Source organism: Dryocola clanedunensis (assembly GCF_038405435.1).
Taxonomy (GTDB): domain Bacteria; phylum Pseudomonadota; class Gammaproteobacteria; order Enterobacterales; family Enterobacteriaceae; genus Dryocola; species Dryocola clanedunensis_A.
Genome location: NZ_JBBYHZ010000001.1, coordinates 343,563 through 368,648, shown reverse-complemented (window position 1 = coordinate 368,648; position 25,086 = coordinate 343,563). Strand labels below are relative to the sequence as shown.

16 protein-coding genes and 1 pseudogene are annotated in these 25,086 nt (G+C 54.2%); 12 read left to right on the top strand and 5 right to left on the bottom strand.

From position 1 onward, the window contains the following. Nucleotides 1–219 precede the first annotated feature (219 nt). A complete protein-coding gene (exbB, locus tag AAE045_RS01690; RefSeq protein ID WP_455546206.1) occupies nucleotides 220–954 on the top strand; it encodes a tol-pal system-associated acyl-CoA thioesterase in 735 nt (244 codons plus the stop codon). Between the two features lie 4 nt (nucleotides 955–958). Then, nucleotides 959–1,384, top strand: coding sequence for a TonB system transport protein ExbD (gene exbD / locus AAE045_RS01685; RefSeq protein WP_455425742.1), 426 nt, complete (start codon nucleotides 959–961; stop codon nucleotides 1,382–1,384). A gap of 38 nt (nucleotides 1,385–1,422) precedes the next feature. Here the strand turns inward: exbD and AAE045_RS01680 are convergent, their stop codons facing one another. Then, entirely contained in the window at nucleotides 1,423–2,319 is an 897-nt protein-coding gene (locus tag AAE045_RS01680; RefSeq protein WP_455546205.1) for an SDR family oxidoreductase, read from the bottom strand. A gap of 187 nt (nucleotides 2,320–2,506) precedes the next feature. On the opposite strand from AAE045_RS01680, the gene fucR reads away from it, so the two are divergent. Continuing rightward, complete coding sequence (fucR, locus tag AAE045_RS01675; protein ID WP_455546204.1) at nucleotides 2,507–3,238, top strand: L-fucose operon activator; 732 nt, start codon at nucleotides 2,507–2,509, stop codon at nucleotides 3,236–3,238. Here fucR and AAE045_RS01670 read toward each other — a convergent pair. Both AAE045_RS01670 and AAE045_RS01665 read right to left on the bottom strand, forming a co-directional pair. Then, nucleotides 3,228–3,614, bottom strand: coding sequence for a cytoplasmic protein (locus AAE045_RS01670; protein ID WP_455546203.1), 387 nt, complete (start codon nucleotides 3,612–3,614; stop codon nucleotides 3,228–3,230). The genes fucR and AAE045_RS01670 overlap by 11 nt on opposite strands. 3 nt (nucleotides 3,615–3,617) lie before the next feature. Then, nucleotides 3,618–4,007: a hypothetical protein gene (locus AAE045_RS01665; protein ID WP_455546202.1), complete on the bottom strand. Its 390-nt coding sequence runs from the start codon at nucleotides 4,005–4,007 to the stop codon at nucleotides 3,618–3,620. A gap of 104 nt (nucleotides 4,008–4,111) precedes the next feature. On the opposite strand from AAE045_RS01665, the gene AAE045_RS01660 reads away from it, so the two are divergent. The 9 genes and pseudogenes from AAE045_RS01660 to AAE045_RS01620 form a co-directional block, all read left to right on the top strand. Then, on the top strand, nucleotides 4,112–4,615 hold the full coding sequence (locus AAE045_RS01660; protein ID WP_455546201.1) for an ESA_00282 family adhesion-associated protein: 504 nt from the start codon (nucleotides 4,112–4,114) through the stop codon (nucleotides 4,613–4,615). 265 nt (nucleotides 4,616–4,880) lie between these two features. After that, nucleotides 4,881–5,327, top strand: a complete 447-nt coding sequence (locus AAE045_RS01655) for an NlpC/P60 family protein (protein ID WP_455546200.1) — start codon at nucleotides 4,881–4,883, stop codon at nucleotides 5,325–5,327. Between the two features lie 72 nt (nucleotides 5,328–5,399). Beyond that, on the top strand, nucleotides 5,400–5,897 hold the full coding sequence (locus tag AAE045_RS01650) for a TIGR00645 family protein (RefSeq protein ID WP_455546199.1): 498 nt from the start codon (nucleotides 5,400–5,402) through the stop codon (nucleotides 5,895–5,897). Between the two features lie 207 nt (nucleotides 5,898–6,104). Continuing rightward, nucleotides 6,105–6,842 carry an acid phosphatase PhoC gene (gene phoC, locus AAE045_RS01645; RefSeq protein WP_455546198.1) on the top strand — a complete coding sequence of 246 codons (738 nt, stop codon included), beginning with the start codon at nucleotides 6,105–6,107 and terminating at the stop codon, nucleotides 6,840–6,842. Nucleotides 6,843–7,333: 491 nt separating this feature from the next. Further along, nucleotides 7,334–8,446, top strand: coding sequence for a macrolide transporter subunit MacA (gene macA, locus AAE045_RS01640; protein ID WP_455546197.1), 1,113 nt, complete (start codon nucleotides 7,334–7,336; stop codon nucleotides 8,444–8,446). Further along, entirely contained in the window at nucleotides 8,443–10,389 is a 1,947-nt protein-coding gene (gene macB, locus AAE045_RS01635; protein WP_455546196.1) for a macrolide ABC transporter ATP-binding protein/permease MacB, read from the top strand. The genes macA and macB overlap by 4 nt, the downstream gene beginning before the upstream one ends. 224 nt (nucleotides 10,390–10,613) lie before the next feature. Beyond that, a complete protein-coding gene (locus AAE045_RS01630; protein WP_455546195.1) occupies nucleotides 10,614–22,181 on the top strand; it encodes an amino acid adenylation domain-containing protein in 11,568 nt (3,855 codons plus the stop codon). A gap of 98 nt (nucleotides 22,182–22,279) precedes the next feature. Then, nucleotides 22,280–22,942: a 4'-phosphopantetheinyl transferase family protein gene (locus tag AAE045_RS01625; RefSeq protein WP_455546194.1), complete on the top strand. Its 663-nt coding sequence runs from the start codon at nucleotides 22,280–22,282 to the stop codon at nucleotides 22,940–22,942. A 221-nt stretch (nucleotides 22,943–23,163) separates the two neighbouring features. Then, nucleotides 23,164–23,414, top strand: a pseudogene (locus AAE045_RS01620) (integrase core domain-containing protein); the annotation flags it as partial. A 58-nt stretch (nucleotides 23,415–23,472) separates the two neighbouring features. Here the strand turns inward: AAE045_RS01620 and AAE045_RS01615 are convergent. After that, nucleotides 23,473–24,123 (bottom strand): helix-turn-helix domain-containing protein, encoded by a 651-nt coding sequence (locus tag AAE045_RS01615; RefSeq protein WP_455546193.1) that lies wholly within the window; start codon nucleotides 24,121–24,123, stop codon nucleotides 23,473–23,475. A 120-nt stretch (nucleotides 24,124–24,243) separates the two neighbouring features. Then, on the bottom strand, nucleotides 24,244–24,906 hold the full coding sequence (locus AAE045_RS01610; protein ID WP_455546192.1) for a helix-turn-helix domain-containing protein: 663 nt from the start codon (nucleotides 24,904–24,906) through the stop codon (nucleotides 24,244–24,246). Between the last annotated feature and the right edge of the window lie 180 nt (nucleotides 24,907–25,086).

Below are 25,086 nucleotides of genomic sequence, written 5' to 3'. Positions count from 1 at the left end.
TTAACTTATCATGCTTTTATAAGCATTCCTCGTGCCGTTTCCTCAGGTTGCCAAAAAAAGCGGAAAATCCGGCGGTCGGCTGCTTTTCCTGTGTAAACGCAAGGAATGCATAGACAAATTCAGGCACTCTGGAAATACTAATGAGAACTACTATCAATTCGATGTCGTTTTGATATTATTACGTTCAGATTTTGTATTGTTTTCGCGGTGGAGATTAGTGTGACGAATAATTTGATGCAGACGGACCTTTCCGTCTGGGGCATGTATCAACATGCCGACATCGTGGTAAAGATTGTGATGATTGGCCTCATTCTGGCATCCATCGTCACCTGGGCCATCTTCTTCAGCAAGAGCGTGGAGATGTTCTCCCAGAAGCGCCGCCTCAAACGTGAGCAGCTGCAGCTGGCAAACGCCCGTTCACTGGACGAAGCCAGCGAAATGGCCGCCGCGTTCGGTAACCGCAGCCTCAGCACGCTGCTTATCAACGAAGCCCAGAACGAACTGGAGCTTTCGGAAGGCAGCGAAGACAACGAAGGCATTAAAGAGCGTACCGGCTTCCGCCTCGAGCGCCGCGTCGCCGCCGTGGGCCGTCATATGGGCCGGGGTAATGGTTTCCTCGCCACCATCGGTGCTATCTCCCCGTTCGTGGGCCTGTTTGGTACCGTCTGGGGCATCATGAACAGCTTCATCGGTATTGCCCAGTCGCAAACTACTAACCTCGCCGTCGTGGCCCCGGGTATCGCAGAAGCGCTGCTGGCAACGGCTATCGGTCTGGTTGCGGCGATTCCTGCGGTCGTTATCTATAACGTGTTTGCCCGCGTCATTGGCGGCTATAAAGCGTCTTTGGGCGACGTGGCGGCACAGGTTCTGCTGCTGCAAAGTCGTGACCTGGATTTAGCAGCCAGCTCCCAGGCTCGCCCGGTTCGTACGGCTCAGAAACTGCGTGTAGGTTGATCCCATGGCTTTACGTCTTAACGAAAATCTCGACGATAACGGTGAAATGCATGAAATCAACGTGACGCCGTTTATCGACGTCATGCTGGTGCTGCTGATCATCTTTATGGTTGCCGCGCCGCTGGCGACGGTGGATGTGAAGGTCAACCTTCCCGCCTCCTCAAGCCAGCCGCAGCCGCGCCCTGAAAAACCGGTTTATCTGTCGGTTAAAGCCGATAAGACGATGTTTGTCGGCAACGACGAAGTGACGAAAGAGAATATGGTTAACGCCATTACCGCCGTCACCGAAGGGAAGAAAGACACCACCATCTTCTTCCGCGCGGATAAAACGGTCGATTATGAAACCATGATGAACGTCATGGATACGCTGCACCAGGCAGGCTATCTCAAGATTGGTCTTGTGGGTCAGGAAGTGACAAAAACGCAGTAAGTTTTATCCCCTCTCCCGCCCGGGAGAGGGGTTAGCATTTATCCCAGATGTTCCCCACCGCAAACACCGTGGACTTCCGCCGTAACGTAGCTTGATTCCTGACTTGCCAGATAGACATAAACCGGCGCCAGCTCCGCAGGCTGTCCTGCGCGCTTCATCGGCGTCTGCTGGCCAAATTTCGGGATTTTATCCTGAGTCTGGCCGCCGGAAATTTGCAGCGCGGTCCAGATAGGGCCTGGGGCAACCACGTTCACGCGAATGCCTTTCTCCGCCACCTGTTTGGCAAGGCCACGGCTGTAGTTAAGAATCGCGGCTTTAGTGGAGGCGTAGTCCAGCAGGTGCGGGCTGGGCTGGTAGGCCTGAATGGAAGAGGTGGTAATAATGCTGGCGCCTGGCTTCAGGTGCGGCAGGGCTTCCTGCGTTATCCAGAACAGCGCAAAAACGTTGACCGCATAGGTCTTCTGAAACTGTTCGCTGGTGAGATCGGCAATCTCGGGGATGGCAACCTGCTTGCCGGCGACCAGCGCCAGAATATCCAGCCCGCCAAGCTCTTTAACGGCCTGATTGACCAGCGAGCGGGCAAACTTCTCGTCGCTGAGATCGCCGGGTATCAGTACCGCTTTGCGACCGGCTTCTTCGATGAGGACTTTTACCTGCTCAGCATCTTCCTGCTCGGCGGGAAGATAGTTAATGACGACGTCCGCCCCTTCTCGGGCATAGGCAATCGCTGCGGCACGTCCGATACCTGAATCGCCGCCCGTGACCAGCGCCTTACGCCCCTGCAGACGGCCGCTGCCGACGTAGCTGCTCTCACCGCAGTCGGGAACGGGGTCCATTTTCGACTGGACGCCCGGCGCGGGCTGTTTCTGCTTAGGGTATTCTCCGGTGTAGTACTGGTTGCGCGGGTCCTGGATCTTCGACTGTTGATCTGCCATTAATCATTCTCCATTGTCAGTTAACCTCCCTAAAGGGTAGTTATTCCTGCTGGGTTGTCGAACCTTTACAGGTTATTCCTAAGGTCTGTACTCATTGCTGGATAGCCACTGTTCCTGCGTTTCGTCTCGCCTGAGCGGCCCTAATGCCTTAATGTAAATAAGCATGCGGGCCGATGACGGAGAGGGAATGAAAACAGCACGCCACCACGAATTGCTACAGCTGCTGGAACAGTACGACAGCCTGACAACCCAGCAGCTGGCACGCCTGCTGGAGGTCAGCCTTGAAACCGTGCGTCGCGATTTAACCGATCTGCAAAAGCAGGGGAAGATCCTGCGCCAGCACGGCCGGGCTAAACGCCTGGGCCAGGGCGCCGCCGAAACCGGCGATCCCTTTGCCGAGCGGCAAAAAAGCCATCTGAACAGCAAAGCAGTGATTGCCCGGCGGGCCCTGGCCTGGGTGAGCGAAGGTATGGTGATTGCCATGGACGCCAGCTCCACCTGCTGGTATCTGGCCCGCCTGCTGCCGGATATTCCCGTCACCGTGTTTACCAACAGCGAGCGCATTTGCCAGGCGTTATCAAAGCGTCGGCACATCAGGGTCATTTGCAGCGGCGGGCTTCTGCTGCGTGAATACGCCTGCTATATCAATGCGCCGCTGGTGGCCCAGCTCAAAGATCTCGCTATCGATCTGTTTCTGTTTTCCTGCAAGGGCGTAGACGGCAGCGGGGCGCTGTGGGATGCGCGAAGCTGGAACGCGGAGTACAAAACCGTTTTGCTCCGGCGAGCCGCGCAGTCGCTGCTGCTGGTCGACAAAAGCAAGTTTGCACGGGCCGGAGATGTCAAAGTAGGGGAGATGTCGCAGGTGACACAGATTATCAGCGATTCTGCCGTGCCGGAAATATGGACGGCTACAGATTAGGGGTTTTGTAAGTCCCTTCAAGCATTGACCTGGTCAGCGACAGAGTTTGCGCTTCGCGGGTGCGAATCTGCTGATAATTCGCCTCCAGGCGCTCAAGGATCTTTTCTTTCAACGCCGGATGCCCGGCGATGATTTCGCTTAACACCGCGCCCAGCACTTCTTCTTTAACCCTGTAGGGGAATAGCTGATGGCGATGCTTCCAGCGCAGGTCGACTAATGTTGCGGTTATGTCGGTTACGGCCTGGGTATATTTGTTGATATTTTCATCCCGGCAGGCGGTCAGTTCGGCAATATTTTGCTTTAAGGTAAATTCCAGCAGCGCGTCTTCGTTAAGTTCATTATCCCCGGCGGTGGGAGAGGCAGTTATTTCTGACACCTGTTACTCCTCGAATTTATAAAATAATGGCCATTTATTATTCCCCGTCAGCTGATTCACCCAGATTTGTTCTTCTTTAAGGGAAATTTCCGCTTTTTTATCCGCGGTCAGCATATCAAGATCTGCTTTGCTGGGCTGGCCAGTTTCGATAAGTTCATTCAGTACGGCAGTCATCGCTTCTATTTTAGCGCCGCAGAAAAGCTGCTCTTTTATATGACGGTCGGTTTCTTCCAGTAGCGCATTTTTTGCTTGTCCGGCATAATACTTGCCGCTGAGAATAGCTTTCTCATGGGCTAACAGCTGCTCCTGCAGCGTTGGCTGTTCAGGGTTTGCCGATTTTGCCGTATCGTTTAAAACGCTGCGGCAGCAGGATGTAAAGTTGTTGGGCAACATGCGGTTAAGTCCTGTGATATTAATCAGTTGCGTATGGTTTTATCCCTCTTGCAGATAAGCGATATCATGCCTTACTTTTAAAATAAAAAAAACAGGAGTTTCGGATGCACGGCCTTTTCTATTTTATCGTCGCCATTCTGATTTTACTTTGTGTCGTACTGGCATTAATGAAGGCGTTGGTGGAGGAGCCTCAGGCATCGGTGACAGAGAATTTAAGTCAAATTCCGGACAGCAGCCCCGAAGAACGGGAAGACTATTTTTCGATGATCATGTCGAAGATAACGCCGGGTTATTTCTGGCGGGTCAATAATGAATATAGCGACTTTATCCATACGACTATTAAAAGAATGCGGATTGATGAATTAACGACCTGTCCGGAATTGTTCAATGCCCAGCGGCGCTGTAGCGATCTGAATTCTGCCGTCTATAAATATTACGATAATATTAAAAAGCGCTGCGCCGAGGGCGAACGCGTCTCCCTTTCTGATATCGAGGTTCTGAACCTGCGCCAGTGCTTTAATGAGCTAAGCCTGGAGGCCTATCCCCGCCTTGTCGCCGTTGTCTGGCCGCACTATCAGCGACCGGAAGTGGAACTTGATAAAGTCTAACTGGCTGTTTTAAAGCATGAACATTGCCCGTCCAGTATTGGACCAATGAAGTCCTGTATAAAAAATGCGCATCGGTTATTATTTGCACACTCAAGAAGAGTCACCCACCACGCTGCTGGTAAACTGGTAAGGATTTGTTACAGCTCTGCTACAGAATACGAATATGTCCCTGATTAAAAAATTTATTCCCGTCTTATTTTTAGCCGTACCCGCCTTATTTAGCACAAATTCCTTTGCCTTTAATATGCCAAAGGAATTTGCGTCTGTGGGCACGCGGTCGCTCTCTCATGCCGAATTGCTGCACGATAAAAGCATTCATAAAGGCGCCAGCTCTGCGGAGATAAAAAGCGCTTTGCTCTCGCAGTACAGCCAGTGGAAGGGTACCCGCTATCACTGGGGCGGCTCATCGCACAAGGGGGTCGACTGTTCGGCTCTGATGCAGCACATCTTTAGCGCTTCGCTGCATAAAAATTTACCGCGCACGACTTTTGAGCAGATCAAAAACGGTATGCATGTAGGTAAGGGCGAGCTGAAAGCGGGCGACCTGGTCTTTTTCCACACCAAACCCGGCGTGCGTCACGTAGGGGTTTATCTCGGTAACAGCGAGTTCATGCACGCCTCAGGCTCGAAAGGCGTAACCATCTCTTCCCTGAGCAACCGGTTCTGGGAAAGCCATTACGAAACGGCCCGCCGTCTGGATCTGCTGAGCTAACCAGTAAACGCTCAGGACAGCCCGCGTGCGGATTCGCTATACTGCCCGTCCTTGTTTAATGGGAAGGACACTATGGAACGTTTCTTCGAAAATGCGATGTATGCCGCACGCTGGCTGCTGGCACCGGTCTACTTCGGGCTGTCGCTGGCGCTGCTGGCCTTAACGGTTAAGTTTTTCCAGGAGATCCTCCACGTACTGCCGAATATTTTTTCCATCGCCGAAGCGGATCTGATCCTTGTGCTGCTTTCGCTGGTGGATATGGCGCTGGTGGGCGGGCTGCTGGTGATGGTGATGTTCTCGGGCTATGAGAATTTTGTCTCCACCCTGAACATCTCCGAAGGCAAAGAAAAGCTGAGCTGGCTGGGTAAAATGGATGCCGGGTCGCTGAAAAATAAAGTGGCGGCGTCTATTGTGGCTATCTCTTCTATTCATCTGCTGCGCGTGTTTATGGATGCGAAAAACGTCCCCGATAACAAGCTGATGTGGTATGTGATTATCCACCTGACCTTCGTGCTTTCCGCCTTCGCAATGGGCTATCTCGATAAGCTTTCCCGCCAGGGAAAATACTGATCCCAGGGGCCTCATCGAAAGGTAAGGCCCTTTTGCTGTTCCTTATCCCTCTATTCTGTCCAACATTCATTCATATAAATTATCAATCTGTCGTTTTGCGATACCCCGCACTCTTTTTCGCGCGTAATTTGGTTTACTGACGGGATGTTAATAAATGTTACGTACCTGACGCGTAACAATATCCCGATAATAAGTAAGGAAACTTCGATGAAGAATGTTGCAGTATTTTGTCTGGCCAGCCTTTTCTCCCTCAACGCTTTTGCCCTTGCCGGCAACGATGCCACCACCAAACCCGACCTGTATTATTTGAAGAACGATCAGGCGATCAACAGCCTGACGCTGCTTCCGCCTCCGCCAGCGGTAGGCAGCATCGCCTTCCTTAACGATCAGGCGATGTATGAACAGGGTCGCCTGCTTCGCTCAACCGAGCGCGGCAAGCAGGCGGCAGAGGATGCAAACCTGAGCGGTGGTGGCGTAGCCAACGCGTTCTCTGCGGCGTTCGGTTCGCCTATTACCGCCAAAGATTCACCGGAGCTGCACAAGCTGCTCACCAATATGATTGAGGACGCAGGCGATCTGGCAACACGCGGCGCGAAAGAGAAGTACATGCGCATTCGTCCGTTTGCGTTCTACGGCGTCCCTACCTGCAACACCACGGAGCAGGACAAGCTCTCCAAAAATGGCTCTTACCCATCGGGCCACACGTCTATCGGCTGGGCGACGGCGCTGGTGCTGACCGAAATCAACCCGCAGCGTCAGGATCAGATCCTTCAGCGCGGCTATGACCTGGGCCAGAGCAGGGTCATCTGCGGATATCACTGGCAGAGCGACGTTGACGCAGCGCGTATCGTTGGTTCCGCCGTGGTTGCTACGCTACACACTAACCCGGCTTTCCAGCAGCAGCTGCAAAAGGCTAAAGATGAATTTGCCCGTCATGCGAAATGATTAACAAATAAGGGCATATCAAGCCCTGCGGTCTGCATCAGCCTGAGATGCAGACCGCAATCTCAATCTTTTTGCGGCTTATTTTTTAAACGCTTTATTTTAACTACCTCCTTCCTTAGCGTTGAAGTCCAGAATTATAAAATTATTAATCCCAACGAAGAGTTCACTTGAGCTACTGAACAAAGTCATTAATAATAGGAGCTTCCGGGTTCTTATAATTAACCTGATCGTCAACAGATTAACGAAGAAAAATATCTAACAAGTAACATGTTATATACATGAACTTTAATGATAAGGGATCGCTTAGAAAAATATTAGGATTATCTTAGAATTAAAAGGGAGTTTGTATTTACCACCCGTTACGCTCATCGCAATTCATTGGTTATATGAATTTTAGATTTTTATATTATATATTTTATTGATTATAAAACTCAGGACGAGTGCACCGAGATTATTTTAACAATCTTAAGCAGCAAGGACGAAATATCCCTATGTTAACAGGACGAACAAAAAAAATTCTGGCAGGCGGTACCCTTTTGGTGGTGCTTGCCCTGCTGGTTTATCGGCATTTTAATCATGCAGCAGCCGAAAATTATAAAACGGTTAAGGTCGTGCAGCGTGATTTTCAAAATAACGTCCTGGCTACCGGGCAGCTGGATGCCGTGCGGAAAGTTGACGTGGGCGCTCAGGTTAGCGGGCAGCTGGTCAGCCTGAACGTTGAGATTGGCAATAAAGTAAAAAAGGGACAGCTGCTGGGCATTATCGACCCGCAGCAGGCGCAAAACAGCATACGCGAGTGGGAAGCCACGCTGCTGGATTTACAGGCTCAACGCCAGCAGGCGCAGGCGGAGCAACAGCTTGCTGAGGTCACCCTGCGGCGCAACCGCGATCTGGCCAAAGTACAGGCGGTATCGCGCCAGGACTTAGACAAACTGGCTACCGAACTGGCGGTAAAAAAAGCGCAGGTTGAGACCATCAGGGCGCAGATTGCCAAAAATCAGGCCAGCCTGGACACCGCCAGAATCAATCTCGCCTATACCCGTATTGAAGCGCCGATGGACGGCGACGTGGTGCAAATCACTACCCTGCAGGGGCAAACGGTAATCGCGGCGCAGCAGGCACCGAATATTCTGACATTAGCCGATATGAGCACCATGCTGGTTAAGGCCCAGGTTTCCGAGGCGGATGTGATCCATCTTAAACCGGGGTTAAAGGCGTGGTTCAACGTGCTGGGGGACACGAGCCAGCGCTACGAGGGGCGTCTGAAAGACATCCAGCCAACGCCAGAAAAGGTCAATAACGCCATTTTTTATTACGCGCGCTTCGAGGTGCCCAATCCCCAGGGGCTGCTGCGCCTGCAAATGACCGCGCAGGTCCATATCCAGCTTGCTGATGTCAAAGACGCGCTGGTTATTCCGCTGCTCGCCTTAGGGGATCAGATTGCCGATAACCGGTATTACGTTTCGGTGCTGCGCCAGAATAAGGCCGACAGGCGGGAGGTGACGATTGGCGTTCGTAACAACCTGGAAGTGCAGATTGTCGACGGACTGAAGGCCGGAGAAGAGGTAATTGTCAGCAACGACGGCGCGGAGGTTAATGGATGACGGCGCTGCTGGAGTTGACGGGGATCTGTCGGAGCTATCAGTCTGGCGACCAAAGCCTGCAGGTACTCAAAAGCGTCAGTCTGCGGATCCATGCCGGGGAGATGGTGGCGATTATCGGCGCGTCTGGCTCCGGCAAATCAACACTGATGAATATTCTTGGCTGCCTGGATAAAGCCAGCGACGGGACCTACCGCGTAGCCGGGCAGGACGTGGCGTCGCTCAGCAGCGATGCGCTGGCCGCGCTACGGCGCGAGCACTTTGGTTTTATCTTCCAGCGCTATCATTTACTGCCGCATCTGAGCGCGTTGCATAACGTTGAGGTTCCCGCTATTTACGCCGGGGTAAGCAACACCGCACGGCGTGAAAGAGCGGCGGCCCTGCTACAGCGCCTGGGGCTGGGCGAGCGTATTACCTACGGTCCATGCCAGCTTTCCGGTGGGCAGCAGCAGCGTATCAGTATTGCGAGGGCGCTGATGAACGGCGGACAGGTCATCCTTGCGGACGAACCCACCGGCGCGCTGGACAGCCATTCTGGTGAGGAGGTCATGACCATCCTCAAAGAGCTGTGCAGGCAGGGGCACACCGTGATCATTGTGACCCACGATCCCGCCGTCGCACGCCAGGCCGAGCGAATTATTGAAATCCGCGACGGGGAAATCCTTAACGACTCCCGCCCTTTGTCAAAGGCGCAGCCGCAGGCGAAAACGCTGGCGCTGTCGGCGCCCGCGCCGTCCTGGCAGCAGATGGCCGACCGGTTCCGCGAGGCGCTATTGATGGCCTGGTGGGCAATGGCTGCCAATAAGATGCGAACCGTGCTGACCATGCTGGGCATCGTTATTGGTATCGCTTCGGTTGTCTCTATCCTGGTGATTGGCGATGCGGCCAAACAGAGCGTTCTGGCCGAAATCAGATCCATCGGCACCAACACGGTGGATATCTATCCCGGTAAAGATTTTGGTGATGATGACCCGACCTTCCGCCAGGCGCTGAAGTATGACGATCTCAGCGCGCTGCGTGAACAGCCTTATGTCAGCGTGCTTTCGCCAAACACCCGCAGCAGCATGCGTTTGCGCTTCGGCAATATTGACGTGTCGGCTAACGTCTCGGGCGTCAGCGAGCAGTATTTTCGGGTTTACGGCATGACCTTTCATCAGGGGGCAGGCATTTACCCTGAGCACGTCGCCTCCCAGGCCCAGGTGGTGGTCATTGATATCAATACGCAGCGTCGGCTCTTTCCCCATCAGAAAAGCGCAATCGGGGAGGTTATCCTGGTGGGTAATATGCCCGCGACGGTGGTGGGCGTAACGGAAGAGAAGCAGTCGATGTTTGGCAGCAGCAAGATGCTCAACGTCTGGGTGCCCTATACCACCATGGCTAACCGGCTGATGGGCAATGACTATTTCGATTCGATTACCGTGCGCATTCGTGAGGGTTATAACAGCCAGCAGGCAGAACAGCATTTAACGCGGCTGCTGAGCCTGCGCCACGGCAAGAAAGATTTCTTTACCTTCAATATGGACAACGTGGTGCAAACAGCGGAGAAAACCACTCGCACACTGCAGCTGTTTCTTGCTCTCGTCGCGGTGATTTCGCTGATCGTTGGGGGAATAGGCGTGATGAATATCATGCTGGTTTCGGTAACCGAAAGGACGCGTGAGATTGGCATACGCATGGCGGTAGGCGCCCGTTCTGGTGATGTACTGCAGCAGTTTCTGATCGAAGCGGTGCTGGTTTGCCTGGTGGGCGGGGCGCTGGGGATCGCGCTGGCGCTCACCGTTGGTCAAAGCGTGCAGTGGGCGATGCCCGGCTGGCAGATAAGCTTTCCGCCGGCTGCCCTGTGGGGGGCCTTCCTGTGCTCGACCTGCATTGGCATGGTATTCGGCTATTTACCAGCAAGCCGCGCTGCACGGCTGGATCCCATTGAAGCGTTAGCGCGCGAATAATACGCCAGACTCAAAGTATCGCTATTACGGATAAATTCACCCGGCCGCCGTTTCTGGCCGTTTGAAGCCGGGTGAAGCAAAAAGTGGAATGACGCAATCGCATTCTCGGCTTCCCTGTTGCCGTCATTCAGCACGGACAATATTCAGCGCGACTTTATTCAGGCCGCGCAGATTATTTTATTAATAAGTCATCTAAATAAATACTCATGGTTAAGGACAACAACATGGACATGATAAAACTCACCCCCTATCAGACGATTTTTTATTATGAATGGTTACAAAACCCTGAGCGCAGCGATTACAACATTGTGATCGATAACACCCTTGAGGGTGAAATAGATAAGAAAAGATACAGCGACAGTATTGGGCAGGTTGTTAACGAGCATTTTATTTCCCGCCATACTATTGATGACGGTGATGAAGGGCCATTTTGGGTGGCGCGAGAGTCTGTTTTAAATATCGCCGTCTTTCACGATGAGCCTCTCACCGAACAGGAAATTTATGATCTGGTTTCAGCACCTTTTGATTTAAAAAAGGGGCCGCTGGCCCGCATCCATTTAATCGATCTCGGTGATAACCGCTACCGCTCCATATTTATTTTTCATCATATTATCGTCGACGGCATCAGCACCGAAGAAATCTGGGATAAGTGGCGTAAGCGCTATAACGGCATTGAGTACGAGGTGCCGTCCCTTGCGGTGCAAAGCGAGATGCACCAGAACCTTCACCAAAAATTGACCGCGCTTATGGAAGAAAAAGGCGCGCAAATGCGTGAGTTCTGGCGCGAGCGGCTGAGCGACCTTGAAGGCCCTGACCTGCGCTTTTTACAACCGGGTCGCCAGCCTGCTGCCACCTCGGCTCGCCGCCAGATAAGAGAGCTGCTCTTCAGTTTTGACGAGCAGCAGTCCCGCAGCGTCGCGTCATTGCTGCGTAAATATAAGCTCACGCCCTATCTGTTTGGCCAGATGATTATGGGCATGCTGCTCCATAAAATGTCCGGGCAAAAAGCCGTAGCGATTGCCTACCCGGTGGCTATCACCGAAGGGAAAGAGCTGCTGTACGGCGCGCACATCAACACCCTGGCGATAGATTATCGCTTTGAGAATGCGTCGACCCTGCGCAGCGTTATTGACAATATTCATCATTTTTACAAGTCGCTAAAAAAGGCCAGCGCAAAATATTTGCCCGTCCATGAAATCCTCGCCTGCGGCGAAGGCACGGGCCTACTGGATGTGGCTTTTGTCCAGACGTTCCTGCGCGATCACCGGACGCATTTTAGCGGCATTGTGAATGAGTCAACGAATCACGAGTTCCAAATCGATCTCGTGAACACCCTGCTGTTTGAGCAGGAGGCGCAGGCGAACCGCATCAGCTACCGCGTTAAATTCGACGGCCGCGTGCTGGATGCGACGCTGGTGAAAAGCTTCATCGAACTCTATAAAAATCTTTTTCTTACTACGCTGGATATCCTGAACGCGGGGGACGTGGACCTGGCTGTAGATAAAATTAACCTTATCGCTTCGCAGCCGTTGCAGAGCAGCCCACTATACGCCTGCACGAGCTCGCCGGTGTCGCAGCATTCCATCGTCAAACAGTTTGAGCACGTTGCTGCGGCCTGGCCGGAGCGTAGCGCCATTATCTGCGGCGATGACGTCCTGACCTATCAGCAGCTTAACGAGCGGGCCAACCGCCTGGCGCATTACCTGAAGCGCGAGCTGGCAATCAGCGCCGGGGATTTCGTTGCCCTCTGCCTTGAAAAATCGGCCTGGATGCCGGTCTGTATTCTGGCCGTACTTAAAGCGGGAGCCGCGTATATTCCCCTTAACCCGGGGGAGGCCGAGCACCGCCTGGGCTACATTCTGCAGGACACCGGAGCCAAAGCGATATTAAGCGACGGTGAGAGCGTGGCCCGCCTGAACCCGATCCCGGACCTGCCCGTCGTCACCGTTGATAATCCTGCATTCCAGAACGATCTGGTCTCTTTTCAGCAATCAGGTAATCCTGATGCCGCAATAGCGTTGAACCAGCTGGCCTACGTCATTTATACCAGCGGCACGACCGGCAAACCCAAAGGCGTGATGATTGAACATGCGGGCCTCATCAACCTTGCCCTCGCCCAGGGGGAAGCGTTTGGCCTGGGGCAGGGGGATGCCGCCGCTAAGCAGTGCCTGTGGTATGCCGCGTACGTGTTTGATGCTCATGTTTCTGAATTATTTACGGCGATTGCCAACGGCCATGCGCTGCATATTTTGCAGGAGCCGGTGCGCAAGGATTATGACGCGCTGGCGCGGTATATTTCCGACCACAAAATTGATATCGCCACCATTCCCCCGGCGCTGCTGGATAAAAACAGCCCGCTGCCTCTCGCTACGCTGGTGGTGGCCGGAGAGCCCTGCAACCGCGAGATAATGGAACGTTACCGTTCGCAGGGCACCACCGTTATTAATGCTTATGGCCCGACGGAAAGCAGCGTCTGCGCGACGCTGCACTATTTCGAAAGCGGCGACAGCAACCTCAACATCGGCCTGCCGCTGCCGAATATTGACGTTCACGTTCTGGATAAAAACCTGAATCCCGTGCCCCCCGGCGCAATTGGTGAACTCTACATCAGCGGCGTGGGCCTGGCCCGGGGCTACCTGAATGACGCCCGGCAAACCGCGCAGGCCTTTATTGCCAGCCCTTTCCAGAGCGACGAGCAGAAGCTGCACAGCGAGGCAGCACGCCTGTATAAAACGGGCGACCTCGTTCGCCGACTGCCTGACAGCCGTATTGAGTACGTTGGCCGACGCGATTCTCAGGTCAAGATCCGCGGCTTCAGGATTGAACTAAGCGAAATTGAAATGCAGCTTGCCCAGATCCCGGAAATCATCCAGGCCGCGGTCGTCGCGCATAAGCTGCCGACCGGCGCGCGCGCGTTAGTCGCTTATTATGTTTCGGATGCGGCGCTGGACAAACAGCGGATAGCGGAGCATCTGAGCCGTGGTTTGCCCGACTACATGGTCCCGGCGGCGTATATTCACCTGACCGCGTTCCCGATGACGGTTAACGGGAAACTAAACCACAAAGCCCTGCCGCAGCCGGACTGGAGCAGGGAGGACAGCTACGTCGCGCCCGAAGGCAAAACGGAAACCGAGCTGTGCCGGATATTCAGTGAAATATTAGGCCAGGCGCCGGAGCAGGTCGGGGTGAACGACGAGTTCTTCAGGCTCGGCGGCGACAGCATCAGCGCTATCCAGACCATCAGGCTGGTCCGCCAGCGCCTGAAGGGAACGATCGCCGTTAAAGATATTTTTGAATGTAAAACCGTCCGTCTGCTGGCCAAAAGAATTGCTTTTGACGAGGACAGCCGGGTCGAACATCTCTCCGAGTCGGGGGTGCTGACGGGCCAGGTGCCGATGCTGCCGATCCAGCAGTGGTTCTTCGAGCAGGCAGATCGGGGCACTTTTGCCGACTATCAGCACTGGAACCAGTCCTTCATACTGGATGTTCCCCGCCTGGATGCGGACGTGCTAAGGCAGAGCCTGGCGCTGCTGTTCGCGTACCATGACGCGCTGAGGATGACCTTTGTCCGTGACGGACAGGAAGGTTACCGCCAGTGCTACCAGCCAGAAATAACCGAAGTTCCGCTGTCGGTCGTCGAGGCCGCCGAAAATAAAGAGCGGGAAGCTGCGCTATTCGATCGGTGGCAGCGCGGATTCGATATCTTTGCCGGAAAGCTGTGTCACGTTGGTTACATTCACCATGAAACTGCGCCGCGCGCGAAGTTACATTTCGCCTTCCACCACCTGATCGTAGATGCGGTTAGCTGGCACATTATCAGGCAGGATCTGGAAAGGCTTTATCTGGCTGTAGAAGCCAGTCCGGCCGGGATAAGCGATCCCGCTGAAGTGCTAGGCGATAAACCTACCAGCTATCGTCAATGGGTTGCGCACGTTCAGGGCTACGCCAGCCAGCAGGAGACTGTTTACTGGCATAACGCGATGCGTGGCATGGAGGATTATTGCCGGGAATTAGCGCCGATTTTCACTTCGCCATCGCTGAGCCAGTGCGAGGTGTCGCTGGGCCAGCCGTTAACGCAGAGCCTGCTGGGCAGGATCCATGCGGTGCTCAACACGCAGGTCAACGATATTCTGCTCGCCAGCTTCGCTCACACGCTCAACGCGTTTAACGGGCTGAATACCCAGTATCTGACGCTGGAAGGGCATGGTCGGGAGCCGCTGGACGCCAGCGTCGACGTTAACCGCACGGTGGGGTGGCTGACCAATATGTACCCCGTCCGCCTGGCGTGCAGCGGCGACTGGCTCAGGCAGATCGTGGCCGTCAAAGAGAGCCTCGGCGAGGTGCCGCACCGGGGCGTGGGGTTTGCGCCGCTGGTGGGATACGGCAGGGAGCAGCTGCCACCGATCGGCTTTAACTATTTAGGCCGCTTTGATGAGTCGCTGCAGGAGGGATGGCGATTCAGCAGCGAAGACGCAGGGGCTGCCGTTTCGCCTGAAAACGGTGAGATGCACCTGCTCAGCGTTAACGCGGGGATTATTGGCGGGCAGCTGAAAATCCGCCTTTCCGGCTATCTGGCTGAAAGCGCAATGCAGCAGCTGGCGGAGCGCTATCTTGCTGCGATTACAGACGCCATCGGCCACCTGCTTGCGCAAACGCGCACTTATCTGACCGCAAAAGATATTGAAGGCGTGATCTCCCAGCAGACGCTGGACCGCCTGCAACACAACGGCGAACTGGAATCGGTTTATCTGGCCAACAGCCTGCAGGAAGGTTTTATCTACCATGCTGTCTCGCAGGGGGAGGTTGACGATGCCTACCATACCCAGATGTTCTGGGACTATGACAATGCGCTGGATATTAATCGCCTGAAGCAGGCCTGGCTGCAGACGCAGGAGCATTATCCAACGCTTCGCCTGCGTTTTGACTGGAGCGAAGAGCTGATTCAGATTGTGGATACCCAGGCCGTATTAAACTGGTCCTTCTTCGATCTCAGCGAAAAGAATGAGCAGCAGCAAAGCACGTTCTTCGCCGATCTCTGCGCACAGGATCGCGCGCGGCCTTACGATTTATCGGTCGGCGGACTCTTCCGGGTCTATACGATCAAAAATTCGCAAACGCACTATCGCTGCATTTTCAGCTGCCACCACGCCATTCTCGACGGCTGGAGTAATCCGCTGCTGATTGAGGCCGTACATCAGCGCTACCTGGCCCTGCTGCGTAATGACGAGCAGGAGCAGGGGACCGACGCTGCTTTCCATCAGGTGCAGCGCTATATGCAAGCGCACCGCAGCGAGCATCTGCAGTACTGGCGGGATTATCTGGCCCGTATGGACGAGCCCGAAGATTTAACTATCCTGCTGAGCGGGCAGGCAAAGCACACGAATTTAAATGAATACCGGCACGTTAAGACGGCGAAAACGAAACCGCTGGTCTTTGACGAGCAGCGTTACCGGCAGCTGAAATCTTTCACCGCTGAGCACGGCGTCACCGTGAATGCGGTATTGCAGTACTGCTGGCATAAAGTGCTCAGTATTTATCCCGGCAGCCCTCACAGCATCGTTGGCACCGTGGTATCGGGCCGAAATCTGCCGCTGGAGGGGGTCGATCAAACGGTAGGGTTGCTGATCAACACCCTGCCGCTGATCGTCGATCATCAGAAAGAGGCGTCCGTACTGGCGGCCATTCAGCGGCTGCAGGACGATATCAACGAGGCCAACACCCGCAGCAATGTCAATCTGGCTCAGCTGCAGCCATCGGGCAAACGCCTGTTTAACTCTTTGTTTGTCTTCGAAAACTATCCTGTGCCCGACACGGATTTAGGTGACGAGCTAAGGCTGCGCTTCGGCAGCACGGCGGAAAAGCAGGACTATCCGCTGGTGATCACCGCATTTGAACAGCAGAGCCTGACGCTGAGCCTGCACTATGCCGGTGAGCTGTTCGACGACGCGACGATCGACCAGCTGCTGAAAACGATGGCTACGCTGGTCGGCAATATTATTCACGACGCGCACCAGCCGCAGAATGCGCTGAACGCCGTGGAAAAGCAGCAGTATCAGATGATGATCCACGACTGGAACGCCACCTGTAAACCTTACGAGGGGGATAAAACCCTTGCCGCGCTGTTTGAGGAACGCGCCGCAAGCTCACCGGACAGCATCGCCTTAGAGTATGGGGACGTAGTTTTAACCTACTCGCAGCTGAATCAGCGGGCGAACCGCCTGGCGCACCACCTGCAGGAACGCTGCCAGATTCGCGCCAGCGATCTTGTGGGGCTCTATCTTCATCGCAGCGAGCAGATTGTCATCAGCATTCTGGCAATACTGAAGGCGGGCGGCGCCTATGTGCCTATGGATCCCGAGTCACCGGACGAGCGCAACGGCTACATCATCAGCGATGCGAAGGTCAAAGCGGTACTTTGCCATCAGCAGGATGCGCAGGCGCTAACCCACATGGCACCTGACGTGCTGCTGATACCGCTGGATGCGCAGCACACGCTGGAGCAGCTGGCGGGTTGTTCGGACGATAATCCGGACAGCGAAACCTGTTCCAGCGATCTGGCCTACGTGATTTATACCAGCGGCACCACCGGCTATCCAAAAGGGACGCTGATAGAACAACGCTGCGTAAACCGGCTGGTAATCAACACGAATTTTGTGGAGATCGGCGAGCAGGATCGCATCCTGGCTATTTCAGGCTATCAGTTTGATGCCTCGACCTATGACATCTTCGGCTCGCTGCTGAATGGCGCAGCCGTAGTGCTGGCGGATAAGCAAAATATTCTGGACCTGGAACGTTTCGATCGGCTTATCGCCGGGCGCAGGATCACCAATTTCTTTGCCACGCCCGCTTTCTTCAATACCCTCGTCGATGCGCAGCTGCCGTCCTTACGGTCATTGAGCTATGTCCTGATTGGCGGCGAGCAGGCGTCCGTGAGCCACGTTAACCGTTTCAGAACGCTTTATCCTCAGGTCAGGCTTGTTAACGCTTACGGACCGACGGAAACGACCACCTTTGCCGCAGCCTATCTGACCAACTCGGCGTCACAGCCGTTTGATTACACCGTGCCTATTGGTCGGCCAATCACTAACACTCAGCTGTATCTGCTCGACAAGCATCTGCGGCCTGTTCCGCTGGGGGCTATCGGTGAGCTGTACATCGGCGGCCCCGGCGTCGGGCGCGGCTACCTGAATAACCCGCAGGCGACCGCCGCCGCGTTCATTGCCAGCCCGTTCTCCGGCGACGGCGAAAACGGCCGCCTCTACAGAACCGGCGACCGGGCGCGCTACCTCCCGGACGGCAGCATCGAATATCTGGGCCGCAACGACTTCCAGGTCAAAATCCGCGGCTTCCGCATTGAGCCCGGCGAAATCGAAGCGCGGCTGAACGACCTGCCCGGCGTGCATCAGGCGCTGGTGCTGGCGAACCGCGGCCCGGCCGGGGACACCCGGCTGATGGCCTACTACGTTGCCGACGCCGCGCTGGCGGAAGAGAGCCTGCGCGAGGCTCTGCGCCAGACGCTGCCCGACTACATGATCCCCTCGGCCTTCGTGCACCTGGCCGCGCTGCCGGTGACCGTCAACGGCAAGGTGGATCGCGCCGCCCTGCCCGCGCCGGTCCTTGAGGCACAGGCGGACCGGGTAGCCCCGGCCACGGCCACGGAGCAGCAGGTTACCGGGCTGTTCGCGGAGCAGCTCGGCATCCCGCAGGCGCACCTGAGCGTGCTGGACGACTTCTATCGCCTGGGGGGCAACAGCATCCTGGCCATCAAGCTGGCGGGGCGCCTGACCCGGCAGCTCGGGAAAAACGTCCACGTCGCCGACCTGTTCCGCCTGAAGTCCATCCGGGCGGTGGCGGCCTTTATCGACGGTGGGACGCAGGCCAGCACGGTCATGCGGGCCCCGCGGATAAGCCGCCCGGAGGAGCAGCGGCTCTCCTTTGCCCAGGAGCGGCTGTGGTTTATCGACAGCTACGAGGAGGGGAGCAACGCCTACAACATTCCGCTCACCTTCAGGCTGCGGGCCGGAACCGACCCGGAGAAGGTGACGCAGGCGCTGATGAAGGTCATCGCGCGGCACGAGGTGCTGCGCACCGTCATCCTGAGCGACGGGGAGGGGCAGGGCTACCAGCAGGTACTGCCGGTGGAGGCCTGCGGGCTGACGGTGCCGCACACGGCCTGCGACAGCAGGCAGATGCTGCACGAACGGCTGCACGCGCACCAGCACCGGGTGTTTGACCTGGCGCGGGAGTGCCCGGTTGCGGCGCACCGGTTCACGCTTGCGGGAACCGGCTACGTCAGCCTCGTCATCCATCACATTGCGTTTGACGGCTGGTCGGTGGACCTGCTGCTCAGAGAGCTGCTGCACTACTACCGGGTCAGCGCGGGGGAGGCGAGCGGCGAGCTGCCGCTTCCGGCGGTGCAGTACCGGGAGTTCGCGCTGTGGCAGCGCGAGCACCTGCAGGGGGCGACGCTGGAGAGGCAGCTGGCCTACTGGTGCGCAGAGCTGGCGGACCATCAGCCGCTGAACCTGCCGACGGACCACGTGCGTCCGCTGCAGATGGACTATCGCGGGGAGGACATCCGCTTCCGGCTGGATGAACAAACCAGCGCGGAGCTGCGGGCGCTTGCCGCGACGCTGAACGTGAGCCTGTACACGGTGCTGCTGAGCGGCTACTGCCTGATGCTGGGAGTTTACAGCAGCCAGCAGGATATCGTGCTGGGGACGCCGATTGCGGGCAGGCACTATCCGGGCGTGGAGGAGACCATGGGGCTGTTCGTGAACACGCTGGTGCTGAGGCGGCGGATAGACGCGGGGCAGACGGTCGGGGCGTTTATCGGTGAAACGGGGCAGAAGGTGAACGAGGCGCACGCGCACCAGGACCTGCCGTTTGAAAAGCTGGTGGAGGCGCTGAAGGCGGAGAAGGACGGGTCGCGGCACCCGATATTCCAGGTGATGTTCAGCCTGCAGTCGTTCGGCGCGGCGGGGTGCTGCGACGGTGAAAGCTGCTTTGAGCAGTATGACGCGCAGGAGGGGGCGTACCGGATGGCGAAGTTTGACCTGACGGTGATGATGGACGACAGCGAAGCGGCGATAGGCGGGGTGTTCAACTACGCGACGTCGCTGTTCAGCGCGGGGACGGTGGAGGGCTATATAGCGACCTACCGGCATATCCTGAGCCAGCTGGGGACGCTGTGCGCGCGGGAGCAGGCTCTGTCGGCGGTGCAGTACCTGGATGACGCCGGGTACCGGCGCCTTATCGACGGGGAGAACGCCACGGAGTGCGACTACCCGCGTGAGATGACCATTCACGGCATGTTCGAGGCGCAGGTCGCGAGGACGCCGGAGCATACGGCGCTGGTGTACGAGGAGGTGAGCCTGAGCTACCGGGAGCTGAACGAGCGCGCCAACCGGCTGGCGGCTTATCTGCGGGAAGAGCATGGAGTTCGCACGGGCGATCTTGTGGCGCTCAGTATGGAACGCTCAGAGCAGATGATGATCTCGATACTGGCCATTCTGAAGGCCGGAGGCGCCTACGTGCCGCTGGATCCGCAGGCGCCTGATGACAGGGTAAGCTACATGCTGGACAACGCCAGCATCGGTATCGTTCTGACCTCTGGCTCCGGGGCAGAAAAAGCCCCGGCGCTGTCGGCAAGCGGCAGAAGCCCGATCGATGTGGCCGATCCGAAAACGTCGGCGGTGATAGCCCGCTATCCGGGCGAAAACCTGCCTTCGTCGGTACGGTCCACCGATCTGGCCTACATCATCTATACCAGCGGCACGACGGGGAACCCTAAAGGCGTCATGCTGGAGCACCACAGCGTGATAAACCGCATAGTCTGGATGCACAAGCAGTATCCGATCGGCCATCACGATCGCATCCTGCAGAAAACCAACTATACCTTCGACGTTTCGGTCTGGGAGCTGTTCTGGGCAAACTGGTACGGCGCATGTACCGTTTTCGCCTCTCAGGCGGCCTATAAAGATAATGACTATCTGGCCGAACTGATTGAACGGCAAAAAGTGACGACGCTCCATTTCGTTCCTTCGATGCTGTCCGCCTTCCTTGAAACGCTGGAAGGGCAGAGCGCGCTGCAGGCCCGGCTTGGCAGCCTTAACTATCTGTTCTGCAGCGGGGAGGCACTCAACGTTGGCGAAGTCAGGAAATGCCAGCGGCTGATACCGCACTGCCAGATCCATAATTTATATGGGCCAACGGAGGCAACGGTCGACGTATTATTCTATGACTGCAACGACCGGGACATTGACGATGTGCTGATAGGCAGGCCGATTGATAATACGGCCGCTTATGTCCTGAATGCGCAAATGCAGCCTGTGCCACCGGGCGCCATCGGCGAGCTGTATATCGGCGGCGTTGGGGTCGCAAGGGGATACCTGAACAATCAACCGTTGACTGACAGGGTCTTCCTGAGCAACCCGTTCCAGACCGGGGATGAAAAACAGCGGGATTATAATGGCCGCATTTACAAAACGGGTGATGTGGTACGTTATTTATCCTCGGGGGATATTCAGTATCTGGGGCGCAATGACTTCCAGGTGAAGGTAAGGGGCTATCGTATCGAGCTGGGCGAAATTGAGACGCGCCTGGCGAGCTATCCGCATATTAATCATGCGGTAGTGATTGCCTGTGAACGTGGGGCCACAGATAAATATCTGGTTGCCTACTATGTCAGCGAACGGGAAATTGAAACCGAAAACCTTATTCATCATCTGAGAGAGACGCTGCCGGAATATATGGTGCCGGGGGTGTTTGTTCATTTAAGCGAACTGCCGATAACTTCAAACGGCAAGCTGAACAGAAAGGCGCTGCCTGAGCCGATGATCACGCATTCAGTGGCCTATGTCGCGCCGGTAGATAAGGTTGAAAAGACGCTGTGTAAATTACTCGCCAGCATTCTGCAGGTTCCCTGTGAGGGAATAAGCATGGAGGATAATTTCTTTGCGCTGGGTGGAAACAGTATCCTGGCGATGCGGTTGAACAACCGGATTAACCAGACGCTGCGCGTGAAGATACGCCTGCTCGATATTATCAACGCACGCACCCTGAAAGCGCTGGCGCAGGAAATTACCCAGGCGCAAGGGAAGTCCTTCGACGCGATCGTGCCTTTCAACGGGGTCAGCGAAAAGCAGCAAATGTTTATGATTCATCCGGGGATGGGCAACTGTTCGGTCTACCAGTCGCTGGCCAACCGGCTGAGTGAGAGCTACTGCTGCTATGGCGTTGATTCATATAACTTCTATCATGATCGGAAGATTGAGCAGATTGATGAACTGGCGCGTTACTACCTGGCGCAGATCGATCGTATTCTCGACGTCAGCCGGCCGGTCATCCTGCTGGGGTGGTCACTCGGCGGGAAAATTGCGCTGGAGATAGCCGCTCATCTGGAGGCTCGCGGCATCACGTCGATCAATATCTATCTGCTTGATACCTGGCTGCTGAGTGATGAAAACGACCATCTGAATGAGGCATCGTTAAACCTTGACGCGATGATGGACCGTTTAAATATTCCTCATTATCTAAGGGGCAACGTCGAGTCGGTGGTCGCCTCCGAACGCTTATTAAACGTCCAGCCGCTTTCCGCAGTATTAACCCATGCGCGGATTACGCTGTTTAAGGCTATGGACGAAATACTGCGCGATAAATTCCAGCAGTACCGGTTTAACAATGTTGATAGCTGTATTAAAGACATCGCTCAGCTACAGCTGGTTGAAATTGCGGCCAGCCACCTGACGTTGTTAGAAAAGGAGGATGAACTGATCAACCTCATCCATTAAATCTAACCGTTTAAGCTGCATGGTAATAACGCCATGCAGCTTATTAATTTCCCTGCCGGGCAGGCGGGGAAGATTTCAGTGGAGGGGAAAGGGAAAGCATGAATTTTATTTACTGCTCTCGTATCGACGGGCTAAGCAGAGAACAGCTTTATCTGCAGCGACGCCTCCTGAATGAAAATCAGCGGGCGGCGTTCGACCGGTTTCGTTTTGATGATGATAAACGACGGACGCTAATGGGGAAGATGCTGTTACGCTATGCGTTAAAAAAACATGAAGGCTATCAGGGAAACTCTATTCCCCCTCTGCAATATAACCGCTATGGCAAGCCAGGCGTCGCGGGTATAAAAGGCGGGTTTAATATTTCACATGCCGGAAGCTGGGCCGTGTGCGCATATACGACTCAGGGCGACATCGGCGTAGATATTGAAAAGAAAACTGCCATTGATATTCAGGATTATAAAGAGGTGCTGACGCCTGAGGAATTTGCATCGCTCAACCGGAGCGGGCAAGCTGATTTTTTTCGCCTGTGGACGTTAAAAGAAGCCATCATCAAAGCAGATGGCCGGGGTTTTTACTTATCACCGACATCATTCACCTTACCCAGCCCGCAGCTAAATAACAGTGACATCACCGTTGCGGGAAAGCGCTGGCATCTGTATTCGCAGGATATTGAGGAGGAATATATTCTGTCAGTAGCCTCACCAGCCAGCCCAAACAACCTGTTGGTTATACCGTTTGATGTCCTGGCCCGCAGCAAATAATCGAACGGAGTTCGGTTGAGAGTCCAGATGCCAGAAAAGCACCTCAGGCATAAGTTTGAGATCATGATTCTCGGGGCGAATACCGGGTCTGATGTTCTCTCAGGAATAAAACACAGTGTTTTACGCATTAACAGCCATAAAAACGGTGCTGATGGACCCCAATAACGCACCTTAAAACAGGCATAAAGTATCCATTGCGTGTTTTAAGGTGCATACCGCCGCGGCTTATCCAGCCCGGCAAGCCGATATAGAAAGAATCTAATGAGAACTTTAACGGACGCTTTCACAATGAATGCCTGAATGAACATAGGATGAGCGACGCAAGCCATACCAGAAAACCCTCAGTGAATGGCATCAGGATTATAACGAATGCCGCCCGCGCTCCACTCTTATTTATCGGATGCCGTCTGAATTTACTGTGGGTTGGAGACTGGGTAATTATGATAATGAAGGATCCGAGATTACTAAGTGAGCGTTGTATCTACTCCTGGGATCAGGACAGGTCTTGCTCATTCCATACTGAGTGCTCTTCAGTATTTTTCTGGTAGTTTGTTGATTTTCTTCAAAATTCCATCTTCAAGTACAATATAGCCGCCTGCTTTTAGATCGGACAAAATTCTCATCACCCCGCTTCTTGAAAGCCGGGTTTTACTGCGAATATACTTTTCAGCTGTGATCCCCTCACGAAAATTTTCTGGTTCTCTCATTAGTTCAATCAACTGCGCTCGCAGTAAACCGTAACTGTCAGTGACAGTCAGCCGCGATGTAGCAATCAGTAGCTTGTTAAGAGTGATCTGTATTTGTCTGGAAAATGTCTCCCAGAGATTGTGTTTTGAAAGCAACGTAAAAATTTCATCCATGGTTAGTACTGCGATTTCAGACGGCTGGCTTGTCGTAATGAACAGATTCATCTCTTTTGCCAGCAACGCACCGGCACCGAGTAATGTAGGAGCCTGAATCAGCGCCAGTAACACATTATCTGATTCCCGGTACATCGTGACTTCGCCGCTGCGTATGAGATAACAGTACTTTTGCCCTTCAATCTCATAATGTAAATTCTCCCCCGGAGGATAATTTTCGAAGGTGACATAGGGGCCAAGTTGCTCTACGAGTGCCCTGGAATACGGGTTTTGCTCTTTCAAAAAGACAACCAAGTCTTGAGGTTCTTCGTTCATATTCATACAAACTTGCAAAGAGTTTATCTAAGAATATAGCAGAAATAATGCGATGCGCTTACCGCATGACCAGCCCTTGTCGTAGTGCAAAGATTCTGACGATTCATACCATCCTCTACAAAAAACTCAATATTTTTTAGGTAGATGGATAATCTTGGTTAATACGCCACGTTCAATCTGGATGTAGCCCCCGACTTTAAGCTCAGATAAGATGCGCATGATTCCACTTCGTGACAAAAATGTTCTGCTCTTGATATACCCTGCAGCGGTAGTATTGTTTCGGATCTCATCGCTTTCTTTCATCAACTCGAGCAGTTGGTACTTTATGATTTCGTAAGATGTAGGCTGAGAAATACTTGAGCAGTGTTCGTAAACCCTCGCAGCGGTATATACCAGCAGGAAGGCTAAATCTTTCCAGAGATCGTTCTTTTCAACAATCTTGTTTGCTTCGCTCAGAGGTAAATAACTGATTGTCGATGGCTCCTGAGTACGCATGAAAAGATAGTCAGGATCTGATATCTGATTGCTAAAGCCGAAGATAAATGGCGATGATTCTGAATTTAGAACCATGGAATCACGGGAGCGATATAGTCCAACGCTCCCCTTGTGAAGAATGAAAACGTTCCTCTCTTCATTCTCAATATAGTGGATAATCTGTTGAGAATTTGTTTCAATTTTGTTGGAATTAGCGTCAAAATAATCGATTAGATTCAAAATGCTTTGATGGGGGCGGCGATCCTCATTTTTGTATGTTGCTGAAAATAAATCTAAATTTTGTTTTTTAATCATCTGCAAATAGCCCGCTAATTATTACAGTAAAAAGCTTTCGTTTATAGGTGGTGCGTATTATTGCGCGGCAAAAGTTTATTCATGAATGACTTTCTCGGTCTAAAGTTAGACCGAGAAAGCACTTGAACCAGTAGGCGTTTTTATATGAGAATTGTCCTGGCGGTAATATCCATCACAACC

What these genes read in the sequence shown, in the direction of transcription:
- exbD (WP_455425742.1), top strand. Translation starts at nt 959, where the DNA reads ATGGCTTTACGTCTTAACGAAAATCTCGACGATAACGGTGAAATGCAT.
- AAE045_RS01680 (WP_455546205.1), bottom strand. Translation starts at nt 2,319, where the DNA reads ATGGCAGATCAACAGTCGAAGATCCAGGACCCGCGCAACCAGTACTAC.
- fucR (WP_455546204.1), top strand. Translation starts at nt 2,507, where the DNA reads ATGAAAACAGCACGCCACCACGAATTGCTACAGCTGCTGGAACAGTAC.
- AAE045_RS01665 (WP_455546202.1), bottom strand. Translation starts at nt 4,007, where the DNA reads ATGTTGCCCAACAACTTTACATCCTGCTGCCGCAGCGTTTTAAACGAT.
- AAE045_RS01660 (WP_455546201.1), top strand. Translation starts at nt 4,112, where the DNA reads ATGCACGGCCTTTTCTATTTTATCGTCGCCATTCTGATTTTACTTTGT.
- AAE045_RS01650 (WP_455546199.1), top strand. Translation starts at nt 5,400, where the DNA reads ATGGAACGTTTCTTCGAAAATGCGATGTATGCCGCACGCTGGCTGCTG.
- phoC (WP_455546198.1), top strand. Translation starts at nt 6,105, where the DNA reads ATGAAGAATGTTGCAGTATTTTGTCTGGCCAGCCTTTTCTCCCTCAAC.
- macA (WP_455546197.1), top strand. Translation starts at nt 7,334, where the DNA reads ATGTTAACAGGACGAACAAAAAAAATTCTGGCAGGCGGTACCCTTTTG.
- macB (WP_455546196.1), top strand. Translation starts at nt 8,443, where the DNA reads ATGACGGCGCTGCTGGAGTTGACGGGGATCTGTCGGAGCTATCAGTCT.
- AAE045_RS01630 (WP_455546195.1), top strand. Translation starts at nt 10,614, where the DNA reads ATGGACATGATAAAACTCACCCCCTATCAGACGATTTTTTATTATGAA.
- AAE045_RS01625 (WP_455546194.1), top strand. Translation starts at nt 22,280, where the DNA reads ATGAATTTTATTTACTGCTCTCGTATCGACGGGCTAAGCAGAGAACAG.
- AAE045_RS01615 (WP_455546193.1), bottom strand. Translation starts at nt 24,123, where the DNA reads ATGAATATGAACGAAGAACCTCAAGACTTGGTTGTCTTTTTGAAAGAG.
- AAE045_RS01610 (WP_455546192.1), bottom strand. Translation starts at nt 24,906, where the DNA reads ATGATTAAAAAACAAAATTTAGATTTATTTTCAGCAACATACAAAAAT.